Genomic DNA, 12928 nt, shown 5'->3' with positions numbered 1-12928 from the left:
CCGCGGCGTCGGCGTAGGTGGCGACGGCCGGGTCGCGAAGCGCGGCGACCGTATAGACGGTGAGCAGGCCGTGAGCGGCGCGCGCCTCTCGCGGCGCCCAGATGGGCGCCAGCCCCTGCATCGCGCGGCCGTCAGCCGGGGCCGCGAAGAAGGCGGTGTAGGCGCCCCGCCGGTCGGCGACGGGGTCCAGGCGCGACTCCCGGCCCCTGCCCGAGAGTTCCGGCTCGCCGCGGGCGGAATCGCCTGCGTGGCAAAAGTCGGCGATCAGCACGACATCCGCGCCACGATCGCGGATCGCGTCGATCCAGCCGCCGATCTCGTCGTCGCTCAGGGCTCCCGGAACCCGGTCGCCCGCATCGATGTCGTGGCCAGGCGCGACCGGGCCGTAATCCACCGGCAGGAACACCTCATCGAGCCCGTCCGGTTCTGAACCTTCGATCCGCTCCAACTGCCGCCAGCCGTGGCCAGACAGGAGGATGACCACCTGATCGCCAGGCCGCGCCTCCTGCGCCAGCCGGCGAAATCCCGCGCTGATGGCCTCGCGAGACGCGGGGCCGTCCGGCGCCAAGGCCGCCGACGGACGATATTCGGCGACGTCCGCGCCCTCGGTCAAAAGGATCAGGTCAGCCCGGGCCGCCCCCCGTTCGGTCAGGAAATCCGCCATGAGCAGGGCGTCGTTGCGTGGACCAGACAGGGGAGCCAGCCCCAGACCGCCCTCCGCATAGCCGGACGCCCCGACGATCAGACCGCGGATGCGCGGACTCTCCTGCGCCTCGGCCGCGCCGACCATGGCCGCAAGCCCGACGGCAAGGGCGGCCAGCCGAAGCTTCACGCCGCCTCTCCGACCAGGGTGAAGGCCGCCCAATAGGCCGGGTGCGCCCAGGCGCGGTTGGACCGGACCTCGCGCATGGCATGCTGGAGCGCCCGGGCGTGGCCACCGAAGTCCCCATCGTCCATGGCCTCGAAGGTTTCCGTGATCAGCCGGCTGGTGGCGCGGTCGCTGACCGCCCAGTGGGACACCAGCATCGAACGCGCCCCGGCGTAGAAGAAGGCCCGGGCAAGACCGGACAGGCCCTGGCCGCCGGGTCGACCATCCGACGCGGCCGTATTGCAGGCCGACAGCACCACGAAGTCGGCGGACAGCTCCAGCTGCGCGGCCTCCGAGGCGGCCAGATAGCCATCGTCCGTGGGGCCCGCCTCCTGCGGCGGCGTCAGGACCAGCCCGGGCTCGCCCAGCCCGGCCGCCTCGCCGGCGAGCAGACCGTGGGTCGAGAAGACGACGTAGCGGGCGCGAGAGAGCGCTTCGCGATCCTCGAAGCGAACGGCGCGCTCGGTGGCGGCGTCCCCCATGCGGATCAGGGCGTCGGGGAAACGGGCCGACAGCGCTCCGAGTTCGTCGCGTGAGCCTGGCAGGGCCGGCAGACGACGCAGGCGCTCGACGTCCGCCAGGCCGCCCTCCTCGGTGAAGACGGTGTCCGTGCCGGGAGAGCCGCGGGTCGCCGGCTCGACCCGCCCGGCCAGGGTGGGCGCGCCGAAGGCCGCCAGTGTCGGGCCAGGCTCGCGCGTGGCGGTTCGTGCCGAGCCGTCGGCCCCGCCGCCGCATCCGGGGTGCCGGCGCCCCGGCGCAGCGAGGTGACAGCGCAGCGCCTCGAGACTCGAGACGGCGGGAAGGCTTGCCAGGGCGTAGCGGTCGATCAGCCAGGGAGAAGCCGCCAGGGCCGCCGCGCTGGTGTCCGGCGCGGTCGGCGGTTCGGTGATCAGAACCGAGAGCGGCAGGGTGCTGAGCGCGCCCGTGGTCACGGTGATCAGGGTCGTCTTGCCGGCGAGCGCCGGCTCGACGGGACGGATCAGCCGATCATAGAGCCGGTGCGCCTCGAAGAGGTCGAAGCCGCGCCCGGCCTGGATCTGGCTGGGGTCTATATAGGGCTGGCCGCGGGAGGCCTCGGCGGTCAGGCTCTCGCGCAACCGGGCGACCACGCGCGTCACCTCGGCCTCGCCGAGATCGGCCGCCCGCGCCCAGGCGACCTGCTCGCGCGTCACAGCCCAGACATAGGCGGCGTCGCGATTGACCAGGACCAGCAGCAGGCCCTCGTCCTCATTGAGCAAGGCCTGGGTGCGCGCCACGTCGAGCGCCCGTGGGCTGGTCAGCTCGCCATAGGCGGGGAAGCGGGTGTCGATCTCGGCGTCGATCTCGCGCAGTCGGGCGAGGACCCGGCCATAATCCGTCGCCGCCTCGGCCCGGCGCTGATCGCGGTCGGGGCCCTCAAGTTGGTTGACCTGTTCGGTCTGGCGTTCGAGCCGGTCGCGGCGCGCGATCAGCGCCTCGCGCTCCTCGGCCAGGGCTGCGATGGCGTCGTCCCCCTGGGCGAAGCGGGCCGACATGCGCGCCAACGCCTCGGCGGCCTCGGAGGTCATGGCCCACTGGGCGGCCTCGAAGGCCTCGTCTCTCAGGTGAGCCGCGTCGTTGGGCGACCGGCGCGCCTCGGCGAGCGGCGCAAGGGCCAGGGCCAGGATGAGGGAAAGGACGCCCCAGGCGCGCATCCGGGCCTCAGTTGCTGAGGATCTGGGTGCGCGTCCAGACCCGGCCACGGTTGATGATGTCGACGCGGAAGCGGCCCGAGAAGGCCGGTACGAAGGTGCAGACCGGATAGTGGTCATAGGCCGTGTCGCGGCAGACCTCCTCGCCGAACTCGTCGCGGATAATCATGTCGATGTCGGTGTCGCCATCGCCGACGGCGGCGACGCGCAGCACCTCGCCGCCACGGGCGTCGAGCCGGAACCAGTAGGTGGCCTGGGCCTCGATGTCGCGCACGGCGTAGATCGGCCCGCGCCCGAAGGCGGAGTTGACCACACCCCGGGCGGCGGCGGCGCGCGCCGCGTCGATCTGGTCCAGCGTGTCGCCATCCCCGTCAGCCAGCGTGCGGGCCCGATCCAGCAGGCCCTGGATCGAGGGCTGGCCAGGATCGGCCCGTTCGGAGGGCTGGCCGCCTTCGCTACGGCCCTCGATCGTGTCGGGGCGAAGCGGAATCTCGCCGATAATCCGCGCCGCGACGATGAGCGCCTGTGAATCGCCGTTGCGCCGGCCCCAGTCCGCCAGACGGGCGGCGGTGACGAGCTGGTCCACCGCGCGGGCCTCCGGCGGCGCGGTCGCCGGGCCCGCCTCTGCGTTCGCGGAGCGCGTTTCCTGGCCAAGCGCAGGGGTCGCCGCCAGGAGCAGGGCCACAGCCGCAAACCGTTCTATGCGCATCGGAAAGCCCCCATTGCGCCAGCTAATCACGGCCGCCGGGGACCGCCAACCCGCGTTCTAGCCGGGTCGGGCCGGGGGGATCGACTTTTCGAAGCTGACGGTCCCTTCTAGCCGAAGGCGACGAAGATCAACGCCACCACCAGGGTGTCGAAGGCGCGAGAGGCGAAGGTCAGGACGGCGGACATGGACTTGCGACCCGGGCAAAGCTCGTTCGGAGCCCGTCAGGCAAGCAAGGACCGGGCCAGCGCCCTCGCGCCTCAGATTTCGGTCTTGGTGGTCTTTCCCGGCGCAGGCCGGCGCTCGGCCGAGCCGGAATATTCCGAGCGGAGATAGGTCGAACGCGCCTGATCGAGCACTTCCTGCCCACCCTTCAGGCCGCGCTTGACCCCCGGCTGTCCCAGCCGCTGCGCCTCGAAGGCGGGATCGGGCCGGGGCTCGGCGGGGCCCGCCTTGTCCGGTTTGTCCGGTTTGTCGGCTTTGGCGGCCGTCACAGGCACGAGGGCGCGGCTGTCTTCCGGCGGCCCACGCCGATCGGAGCGCCGCCGGTCGGAGCCGCGCCGTTCGCTCACTGGCCGGCCTTGGACAGGCGCTCGAGCTGGGCCTGCATCTCGGCCATCTGGCGGCGCATCTCGGCCAGCGCGTCGGCCTGGGCCTCGGGCGCCGGCTCGGGCTTGGCGGCCGCCGGTGGCGGGGCGTAGGCGAAGGGCGTGAACATCTTCATGGCCCGCTCGAACATGGCCACGTTCTGGCGCACCTGCTCGTCAAACAGGCCCGCGCCGGGTGTCCCGCCGAAGGTCTGGGCGAACTGCTTGCGGAACTGCTCCTGCTGGCGCGTGAAGTTGTCGAGCGACATCTCCAGGTAGCTGGGCAGGACCGCCTGCATGCTGTCGCCGTAGAAGCCGATCAGCTGGCGCAGGAACTGGATGGGCAACAGGCTCTCGCCCTTGCTCTCCTCCTCGAAGATGATCTGGGCCAGGACCGAGCGGGTGATGTCCTCGTTGGACTTGGCGTCATAGACGACGAAATCCACCCCTTCGCGCACCATGGCCGCGAGGTTGTCGAGGGTGACGTAGGCGCTGGTCGCGGTGTTGTAGAGGCGGCGGTTGGCGTACTTCTTGATGACCACGCGGTCGCCGGAACTCTTGTCGGCGCCGTTTTCGGATTCAGCCACGCTGGGGTTCCCCGCTCAGACTTCGGTGGCCGGAGTATCCTGCATGCGCGAGGCGAGCGCCAGTGCGGCGCAACATGGCCTCAGGAAACCAGGACCACCCCGACCAGGACAGCCGCGTAGTGCACGCCAGCGCCGGCCACCACGAAGCCGTGCCAGATGGCCCGCCGGAACGGCAGGGCCTGCTTGATGAAGATCAGCACGCCCAGGGTGTAGATCAGACCGCCCGCCACCAGAAGCGTCAGGGCCAGCGGCGACAGGCCTTCGGTCAGAGGTTTGATGGCCAGCACGGCCAGCCAGCCGAACAGGGCGTAGACGACACCCCAGAAGGTGTCGTTCAGGCGCGGCGCGAAGATCTTGCCGATCGCGCCGCCGAGGCCCAGCAGCCAGACCAGCGCGGTGAAGCCGACGGCCCAGGCGGGGTCCTCGAACCTCTGGGTCGTGAACGGCGTGTAGGAACCGGCGATCATCAGGAAGATGGCGCCTTCGTCCAGCCGGCGCAGGATTGGCCGGGCGGCGCAGGGCCTGGAGCGGTTGTAGACCGTCGAGGCCGCGAGCATGCCGATCAGGCAGATGGCGTAGACGGCCGTGGCCAGCACCATGGACGGGCCGCCGTTGGCGGCCGAGATCCAGGCCAGGACGACTCCGCCGATGGCCGCCAGCATCAGGGCGATGGCGTGGACCCAGGAGTCGGCGACCCGTTCGGCCCGCGTCGGGTAGTGCTCGATCATGTCCAGTTCGTCTGGTTCGCAGATCCGACGGAACACGTACGCGCCTACCTTTCTCATGACCTGCCGAACGGCGAGGTTTGGGTTGAGGTTCCGGTCACGGTACGCGGGGGAGCTGCATATTCGATGAACGGGGCCGCGTTCGGCGGCGATCCGCGACGAAGCGCGCGAGGTGCGGCGGAATCGCAACAGCCCGCGTCTGTCATCCGGCCGGGGTGACGCGACCGTCCTGTGCGCATAGAACCGGGATCGGCAACGGGCGGCACGGCCCGGCGGAGAGGAAATCAGCACATGACGAGAGTGGCCCTGGTCACCGGCGGGACGCGCGGCATCGGCAAGTCGATCGTGGAGCGGCTGAAAGCCGACGGCCTGAAGGTCGCCGCCGGCTATTCCGGAAACGAGGAGGCCGCCCAGGCCACCGCGCGCGAACTGGGCGTGATGGTCATCAAGGGCAATGTCGGCTCCTTCGAGGACTGCCAGCGCGCCGTCTCGGAGGTCGAAGCCGAGCTCGGCCCGGTCGACGTTCTGGTCAACAACGCCGGGATCACCCGCGACGGGTTCTTCCACAAGATGTCCAAGGACCAGTGGTCGGATGTCATCCGCGTGAACATGGACTCCGTCTTCAACATGACCCGCCAGGTCATCGAGGGCATGCGCGAGCGCAACTTCGGCCGGATCATCAACATCAGCTCGATCAACGGCCAGAAGGGCCAGATGGGCCAGACCAACTATTCGGCGGCCAAGGCCGGGATGATCGGCTTCACCAAGGCCCTGGCGCTGGAGAACGCGCGCAAGGGCATCACGGTGAACTGCATCGCCCCCGGCTATATCGACACCGAGATGGTGGGCGCGATGGACGAGAAGGTCCTGGCCGGCATCGTGGGGCAGATCCCCGTCGGCCGGCTCGGCAAGGGCGAGGAGATCGCAGACATGGTCAGCTGGCTGGCCGGCGACCGGGCCGGGTTCGTCACGGGCTGCACCCTGTCGCTCAACGGCGGCCAGTACATGGTGGGCTAGGCGCGGCCTCCAAGCGCGCGGTTTGTCGCCGCAAATCCGCCAAGCTGGCGGTTCAATGGCAAGTCCGATGCTTGACCGGGTTCGGATAATCGCGGCGCTGGCGGCGATGGCCGTCGCCTGCCAGTGCGGCGGATGGCTCGCGCCTGCGCCTGCCTACGCCCGCGACCGGCTGGTGGAGATCCGCGCCACCTTCGTGCTTTCGATCAGTCAGGATTCCCCCTCCTTCAGGGACCGACTGTTCGGCCGCGACGGACGCGACGAGGCGCCCGCGGTGGCGCGATTCACCAGCCAGGGCGGTCCGGCCTTCACACTGGATCAGTCGGGCGCGCGGCCGCTCCTGCGTTTCGACGGCTCGAACGAGATCTGGGCCTTGCGGCCGTCGGCCGGGGTCCGTGGCGACGTCTATTACCGCAATGACGTCGGCGAGGTCGTGTTGCGCCAGACTCGGCTCGGCGGCCTGACGCTCTACACGCGGCAATCGCCGGGTGGCCTGCCCTGCGCAGTCGCGGGCGCCGCGCGGCCCCTGCGGATGCAGGACCACAGCGTGACCAGCCTGTTCCGGCACATGCTGCGCGAAACCGCCCGCGGCGGGTCGGCCATGGAAGACCGGCTGTTCATCGAGGCCCAGGAGGTCAGCGACGAATCCGCCGCCATCGTCGGTGACGCGGTGACGGTGGCCGTCGACGGCATCGTCCGCCTCGCGCAGACCCAGACGGGCCACGAGCGGCTCAACGGTCTGCGCGAGATCCAGATCGTGTTCGGCAGCAGCCCGGGCGTGTCGCGGACTGGCTCGCGTCTGATCATAACCGTCGCCCCCCGCCTCGGCCCCGCGGGCCGGCCCTCCTCCGCCCGGGTGATGCGCGCCCTGATGCCGTGACCGGATTCCGGCGGAGCGTTCAGCTGGAGAAGCTGTCCTTGGCCGCTCTGATCGCGGCGAAAGCTTCGACGGTTTCCAGGTCCGGACGCAGGAGGGGCGCGCGCAGGAAGGGGTTGGTCGCCTGTTCCAGCGCGACGGTCGTGGGAACGGTGGGCTCGCCGCGCTCACGGGCCGCGAACACCTGGTCGGCGCGGGCCCTCACCGCAGGATCAGGGTCAACCGACAGGGCGAAACGGGCGTTGGCCGCCGTGTATTCGTGGGCGCAGTAGAGACGGGTCTCGGATGGAAGGTCCGACAGGCGCTTGAGGCTGGCCCACATCTGGCCGGGGTCGCCCTCGAACAGGCGGCCGCAGCCCATGGCGAACAGGGTGTCGCCCACGAATGCGGCGCTGTTCTCCGCAGACCAATAGGCGATGTGGCCGAGCGTATGGCCGCCGACGGGCAACACCTGAAAATCGGTGTCGCCCAGCTGGACCGTTTCTCCGCCGGAAACATCGCGGTCGAGCGGGGCGATGCGGCGGACCTCGGCTGGGCCGACGATCTGGCAGCCTGTCTCGGACTTCAGGCGCTCATTGCCGCCCGCGTGATCCGGGTGCCAGTGGGTGTTGAGGATGAGGTCGAGACGGCCCCAGCCCGAACCCTCCAGTTCGTGCAGGATCGCCTCGGCGTCGGGCGTATCGACGGTCGCGACCTGGCCGGTCGCGGCGTCTCGGACCAGGAAGCCGTAGTTGTCCGAGAGACAGGGAAACTGGCGGATGTCGAGGCTCATCTGCTCTATATAGCCCGATGCGGCGCGAGGTCAGCGAAGTCCGGCGATTCTACGAGACTCCCCTCGGCTGCGTCGCCGCGCGGATGATCGCCGCCAAGCTGGCGGACGCCTGGGGCTCGACCGCCAGTCTCGATGTGCTGGGCGTGGGTTATGCCCCGCCCTGGCTGGAAACGATGGACACCGCCCGCCGGGCGCTGGCCGCCATGCCGGGCGGGCAGGGCGCGGAATCCTGGCCCAACCCCCGCTCGCGGACCTGCCTGGTGGATGAGACCGGCCTGCCGTTTCCGACCGGCTGTTTCGATCGGGTCCTGGCCGTGCACGCGCTCGAGGAGGCCGGCGATCCCGCGGCGCTGGTGCGCGAACTCGGGCGGGTCCTGGCGCCGTCCGGGCGGCTGATCCTGGTCGTGGCGCATCGCGGAGGGCTGTGGGCCCGCGCGGAGTCGACGCCGTTCGGGCATGGCCGCCCCTATACGCTGGGCCAGCTCGAGCGGCTGGTCGGAGAGGCCGAGCTGGACCCCTTCGCGCGCACCCACGCCCTGTTCACCCCGCCCTGGTCGCGGCTGGCCGGCGCAGCGGACCTGTTCGAGACGGTCGGAGGCCTTCTGGCGCCAGGTCTTTCGGGGGTCGTGCTGCTGGAGGCGGTGAAATCGACCTATGCGCTCCGGCCCAAGGCCGCTGCGGTGACGGCGGCGGATCGGCTGTCGGCCGTGCTCACTCCCCAGGCGGCCGGACGCGGCGCGCCCGAGCCGGTGCGCATGGACGAAGCGATGGAAGCCGACTAGCGAGGGCGCATGCGGCGATTGATCCTGATGCGCCACGCCGAGGCGGAGCCCTCGAGCGCCACCGGCGATATAGGCCGGAGACTGACTGCGCTCGGACAGGCGGACGCACGAGCCATGGGCGAGGCCCTGGCAAGTCGCGGCTTCCGGCCCGACCTGGCGCTCGTGTCCTCGGCCACGCGCGCGCGTCAGACGTGGGACGGAGCCAGCGCCTGGTTCGGCGACGCCGAACTTGTGGTCGATCCGGGTCTCTACAACGCGGCCGCCGAGACCTTGCGGGCGGCGGTCGAGGCCGTGGCGGACCGCGCCGGCGTCGTCCTGCTGATCGCCCACAATCCAGGCCTGCACCGGCTGACCGTCGAACTTGCGGCCGAGTCGGCCGAGCCCGCCGCGTTCGAGCGCGTGGCCGGCGGGCTGGAGCCGGCAGCCGCCGCCGTCTTCGTCATCGACGCCGGCGGCCAGGCCAGCCTGGAGGACTTCATCCAGCCCGGTGACCTGGGATGAGGCGAATCTACAAGATTTGCGTGGCCGAGGAGTGGCGGCGAGCCGAGGCGGACGGGGCCTATTCGGGCTCCGAACTCGACCGCAGGGACGGCTTCATTCACTTCTCGGACGCTGACCAGGTCCGCCGGACTGCGCAGTTGCACTTCGCCGGGCGGACGGACCTCGTCCTGGTCACGGTCGACGCCGACCGGCTCGACCCGCCGCCGGTCTGGGAGCCATCGCGGGGCGGGGCGCTGTTTCCGCACCTCTATGGTCCCCTGCCGGCGATGGCCGTCATCGAGGTGAGGCCGTTGGAGGTCGACGCCGACGCCTCGGCCCTGGCCGATATCGGCGGATGAGCGTCCTGTCCGACACCGCAACGGTCCTGCTGCGGACCCTCGATCCGGAAACGGCGCACGGACTGGCGTTGAAGAGCCTGGAGCTCGGTCTCGGTCCGCGCCAGCGCGCCTCGGACGATCCTGTGCTGGCCGTCGATCTTTGCGGACTGAGGCTTGCCAATCCGGTCGGCTTGGCGGCGGGCTTCGACAAGGACGCGAGGGCGCCGGACGCCCTGTTGGACCTCGGCTTCGGCTTCGTGGAATGCGGCGGGGTCACGCCTCGGCCCCAGCCGGGCAATCCCAGGCCCCGCCTGTTTCGCCTGACCGAGGACCGGGCGGTGATCAACCGCATGGGCTTCAACAACGAGGGGCTGGAGGCCTTTGCTGGGCGCCTGACGCGGCGGCCGCGGCGCGGCGTGCTGGGTGTGAATCTCGGCGCCAACAAGGATTCCGAGGACCGCACCGGCGACTATGTCGTTGGGCTGAAGCGGCTGTGGGGGCTGGCCGACTATTTCGCGGTGAACATCTCCTCGCCAAACACGCCGGGGTTGAGGGCGCTGCAGTCTGCCGAGGCGCTCGACGATCTGCTGGGCCGGGTGGCGGAGGCGCGCTCCGCTCTGACGGGGCCTCCGGCGCCGGTGTTCCTCAAGGTCGCGCCCGACCTGCAGGAGGCCGACGCCGAGATCATCACCGAGGCCTGCCGGCGGCATGCGATCGAGGGGATCATCGTCTCCAACACGACGCTGGATCGGCCGGCGTCCCTGAGGTCGGCCCACGCGGGTGAGACCGGAGGTCTGTCCGGCGCGCCGCTGAAGGAGGCCTCGACCCGGGTCCTGCGCTGGTTCCGGCAGGCTGGCGGACCGACCGGCCCGGCCCTGATCGGCGTGGGCGGGATCGCCAGCGGGGCCGACGCCTACGCCAAGATCCGGGCCGGCGCCCGGGCCGTGCAGCTTTACTCGGCCCTGGTGTTCGAGGGCCCGGGCCTGGTCGGCCGGATCAAGCGCGATCTGGCCACGCGTCTGAGGGCCGACGGCTTCAATTCGGTCGAGGCGGCGGTGGGCGCCGACTGAACCGACCGGCTCGCTCCGCGTTCGGGTTCGCATGCCGAGCCTGGACACCAGCCTGATCGCCATCGCCGCCTGCGGCTCGGTCGTCGCCGGCGGCTTCGGAGCCATCGCCGGAACGCAGCTGCGCGTGCCGCCCGTATGGGAAGCCTTCGAGACCCCCGTCATACACGCCCTGTCGGACGAGGGCGCCTTCGCTTCCGCCCCAGCCTATCCGTCGTGGGCGCCGCCGCCGCTCTATCCCGAAGCCGAGCGCGACCCCTTCGCGGAGTTCGAGGCGGCCTGGGACGCGGCCTTCGCCAGGATGGACGCGGAGGCCCGCCCCGCCAGCTATTCGCCGCCCGACGACCTGCCGCCGGCCTATGTCGTGCGCATCGAGACGCGGGACCGGGACGACGCCTATCGCCGCTCGGAGCCCTACGACGTGAGGCGCGAGGAACGCGAGGTCAGATACGCGTCGCGGGACGCCCTTCGCGACGCGTATCGCGAGGCCGCGCCACCGCCGCGAGAGGTGGCCTACCGGCGACCGGAACCGCCGCGGGAGTATCGGATGGAGCCGCCGCGCGCGCCGCATCCGCCCCAGCCCACCGCCCCGGTCCGCGATCCCCGACAGGTCCGCGAGGACATCGCCCGCGCCCAGGGAGCCCAACCGCGCGGCGCCTTCTACTGAACCCTACGGCTCTAGTTCGATATCCCAGTAGAGATAGTCCAGCCAGCTCTCGTGCAGGTAGTGCGGCGGGAAGCGGCGGCCGAGCGCCTGGAGCTGATGGGCGGTCGGTCTGCGGGGCTCGCGCCGGGGCGGCATCTGAGCCTCGGCGGGCGTGCGGCCGCCCTTCCTGAGATTGCAGGGCGCACACGCCGTGACGATGTTGTCCCAGGTGGTCCGGCCGCCGCGCGAGCGGGGGGTTACATGGTCGAAGGTCATGTCCCCGCCGTTCAGGCCGCAGTACTGGCAGGTGAACTGGTCGCGCAGGAACAGGTTGAAGCGGGTGAAGGCGGGCGACCGGTCCTGGGGCACGAAGGCCTTGAGCGAGACGACGCTCGGCAGGCGGAACTCCATCGAGGGCGAGCGGACGACCTTGTCGTAGGTCGAGACGATGTCGACCCGGTCCTGCCAGACCGCCTTGACCACGTCCTCCCAGCACCACAGCGATAGCGGATAGTAGGACAGGGGCCGGAAATCGGCGTTGAGGACCAACGCCGGCCAGCCGGACGGGGGCCGCGTCAGGACCTGCATGGGCTGCGGTCCGAAAGGCTCAAGTCGACAGGACTGAAGACACGCCCCCGCTTCGCTCGAACTGGAGAGGGCCCCGATAGGCCGCCTCTACAACTAGCCTACGCGTGATTCGCTCACAGTCCTATGACGTCACGCCGGTCGAGCCGAATCCCCCGGCGCCGCGGTCGGTGGCGTCCAGCTCGGCGACCTCGACCAGCCGGGCCTGGGTAACGGGCGCGACCACAAGTTGCGCGATCCGGTCGCCGCGCCGGACCGTGAAGGGCTCCGAGCCCAGGTTGGCGAGGATGACCCCCACCTCCCCGCGATAGTCGCTGTCGATGGTGCCGGGCGTGTTTAGGCAGGTGACCCCGAACTTCAGCGCCAGGCCCGAACGGGGCCTGACCTGAGCCTCGAACCCCTCGGCCAATCCTAGAACCAGGCCGGTCGGGATAAGCGCCCGGCCGCCCGGGGGCAGGGTCACCGGCGCCCCCTCGTCGACGGCGGCGCGCAGATCCATGCCGGCCGAGCCCGACGTCTCATAGGCCGGCGGCGGCAGCCCCTCGGCGTGGTCGAGCCGCTTCAACCGCACGTCGATGGTCATGGGAATCTCCTTCGGACAAGGCTTAGCGGCCCCGACCGGTAAGTCGAAGGAAAACATGGGGGCTGGAGGGATGAGGATGCGTATCAGGCAAGCGGCGGCGATCGCCGTCACGGGAATCTGGCTGGCGGCCTGCGGCAACGGCGGCTCGGCCGTCGAGACGCGGGATCGGGAGGCCGAGGCCGCATCGGCGGAGGGTGCGGCCGTTGACGCATCGGCGCCGACCCCGGCGGCCGGGGGCGGCCGCGAGGCGGCGCGCGGCGCGCCGATCTGGTCCTCGACGCGGCGCTACACGGCGGAGCAGAACGCCCAGCGCGCCTTCGAGCGGAACGGCCAGGCCTTCGGCGCGGCCGATGTGGACGCCTATGTCCGCCAGGCGCACGCGTTCATCTCCAGCCCTCCGCCGGGCACCGAGACGGTCCGCCGCCGCAACGGCGACACCCTGTTCTACCACGCGGCCTCGAACACCTTCGCCGTGGCCACGGCGGACGGAGCGCCGCGCACCATGTTCAAGCCGGACGACGGGGCCGCCTACTGGGCTCAGCAGCAGGCCAGCCTCGACAGGGGCGACGGCGAGGGCTGAGACGATTCCGGAACGCCTTGGGCGAGCCTGGGTTAATATTCTCAGGTTCGAACCCTTTTCC

17 protein-coding genes are annotated in these 12928 nt (G+C 70.8%); 8 read left to right on the top strand and 9 right to left on the bottom strand.

The window, feature by feature from the left end:
- From Q0M60_RS03655 to Q0M60_RS03630, 6 genes are all read right to left on the bottom strand, one after another.
- On the bottom strand, positions 1-832 hold an 832-nt coding region (locus tag Q0M60_RS03655; protein ID WP_296816032.1), incomplete at its 3' end, for a caspase family protein.
- A complete protein-coding gene (locus tag Q0M60_RS03650; protein ID WP_296816029.1) occupies positions 829-2541 on the bottom strand; it encodes a CHAT domain-containing protein in 1713 nt (570 codons plus the stop codon). The genes Q0M60_RS03650 and Q0M60_RS03655, both read right to left, overlap by 4 nt.
- A 7-nt stretch (positions 2542-2548) precedes the next feature.
- Positions 2549-3247: a hypothetical protein gene (locus Q0M60_RS03645; RefSeq protein WP_296816027.1), complete on the bottom strand. Its 699-nt coding sequence runs from the start codon at positions 3245-3247 to the stop codon at positions 2549-2551.
- Between the two features lie 257 nt (positions 3248-3504).
- Positions 3505-3816, bottom strand: coding sequence for a hypothetical protein (locus Q0M60_RS03640; protein WP_296816024.1), 312 nt, complete (start codon positions 3814-3816; stop codon positions 3505-3507).
- A complete protein-coding gene (gene phaR / locus Q0M60_RS03635) occupies positions 3813-4418 on the bottom strand; it encodes a polyhydroxyalkanoate synthesis repressor PhaR (protein WP_296816022.1) in 606 nt (201 codons plus the stop codon). The genes Q0M60_RS03640 and phaR overlap by 4 nt, the downstream gene beginning before the upstream one ends.
- Before the next feature lie 80 nt (positions 4419-4498).
- Positions 4499-5182: a hemolysin III family protein gene (locus Q0M60_RS03630; protein WP_296816019.1), complete on the bottom strand. Its 684-nt coding sequence runs from the start codon at positions 5180-5182 to the stop codon at positions 4499-4501.
- A 252-nt stretch (positions 5183-5434) separates the two neighbouring features.
- Between Q0M60_RS03630 and Q0M60_RS03625 the strand changes: the two genes are divergently transcribed.
- Positions 5435-6160: a beta-ketoacyl-ACP reductase gene (locus Q0M60_RS03625; protein ID WP_296816016.1), complete on the top strand. Its 726-nt coding sequence runs from the start codon at positions 5435-5437 to the stop codon at positions 6158-6160.
- A gap of 67 nt (positions 6161-6227) precedes the next feature.
- Positions 6228-7037, top strand: coding sequence for a DUF4908 domain-containing protein (locus tag Q0M60_RS03620; RefSeq protein WP_296816013.1), 810 nt, complete (start codon positions 6228-6230; stop codon positions 7035-7037).
- A 19-nt stretch (positions 7038-7056) separates the two neighbouring features.
- Here Q0M60_RS03620 and gloB read toward each other — a convergent pair whose 3' ends face one another.
- Positions 7057-7806 carry a hydroxyacylglutathione hydrolase gene (gloB, locus tag Q0M60_RS03615; RefSeq protein WP_296816010.1) on the bottom strand — a complete coding sequence of 250 codons (750 nt, stop codon included), beginning with the start codon at positions 7804-7806 and terminating at the stop codon, positions 7057-7059.
- A 17-nt stretch (positions 7807-7823) separates the two neighbouring features.
- On the opposite strand from gloB, the gene Q0M60_RS03610 reads away from it, so the two are divergent.
- Genes Q0M60_RS03610 through Q0M60_RS03590 form a run of 5 tightly spaced genes read left to right on the top strand, consistent with a single transcriptional unit; the run spans position 7824 to position 11140 of the window.
- Positions 7824-8588, top strand: coding sequence for a methyltransferase domain-containing protein (locus Q0M60_RS03610; protein WP_296816008.1), 765 nt, complete (start codon positions 7824-7826; stop codon positions 8586-8588).
- 9 nt (positions 8589-8597) lie between these two features.
- Positions 8598-9089: a histidine phosphatase family protein gene (locus tag Q0M60_RS03605; RefSeq protein ID WP_296816006.1), complete on the top strand. Its 492-nt coding sequence runs from the start codon at positions 8598-8600 to the stop codon at positions 9087-9089.
- Positions 9086-9427: a DUF952 domain-containing protein gene (locus Q0M60_RS03600; RefSeq protein ID WP_296816003.1), complete on the top strand. Its 342-nt coding sequence runs from the start codon at positions 9086-9088 to the stop codon at positions 9425-9427. The genes Q0M60_RS03605 and Q0M60_RS03600 overlap by 4 nt, the downstream gene beginning before the upstream one ends.
- Entirely contained in the window at positions 9424-10476 is a 1053-nt protein-coding gene (locus Q0M60_RS03595) for a quinone-dependent dihydroorotate dehydrogenase (RefSeq protein WP_296816000.1), read from the top strand. Before Q0M60_RS03600 ends, Q0M60_RS03595 begins: the two co-directional genes overlap by 4 nt.
- 31 nt (positions 10477-10507) lie before the next feature.
- Positions 10508-11140 carry a hypothetical protein gene (locus Q0M60_RS03590; protein WP_296815998.1) on the top strand — a complete coding sequence of 211 codons (633 nt, stop codon included), beginning with the start codon at positions 10508-10510 and terminating at the stop codon, positions 11138-11140.
- A gap of 3 nt (positions 11141-11143) precedes the next feature.
- Here Q0M60_RS03590 and Q0M60_RS03585 read toward each other — a convergent pair whose 3' ends face one another.
- Complete coding sequence (locus Q0M60_RS03585) at positions 11144-11707, bottom strand: HNH endonuclease (protein ID WP_296815995.1); 564 nt, start codon at positions 11705-11707, stop codon at positions 11144-11146.
- A 121-nt stretch (positions 11708-11828) separates the two neighbouring features.
- Entirely contained in the window at positions 11829-12287 is a 459-nt protein-coding gene (gene dut, locus Q0M60_RS03580; protein WP_296815994.1) for a dUTP diphosphatase, read from the bottom strand.
- Between the two features lie 76 nt (positions 12288-12363).
- Here dut and Q0M60_RS03575 point away from each other — a divergent pair, with 76 nt between their 5' ends.
- Complete coding sequence (locus Q0M60_RS03575; RefSeq protein ID WP_296815992.1) at positions 12364-12867, top strand: S-type pyocin family protein; 504 nt, start codon at positions 12364-12366, stop codon at positions 12865-12867.
- Positions 12868-12928: the final 61 nt, after the last annotated feature.

Source organism: Brevundimonas sp., from assembly GCF_024711105.1.
Lineage (GTDB): Bacteria > Pseudomonadota > Alphaproteobacteria > Caulobacterales > Caulobacteraceae > Brevundimonas.
This window is presented reverse-complemented; position numbering and strand designations above follow the sequence as displayed.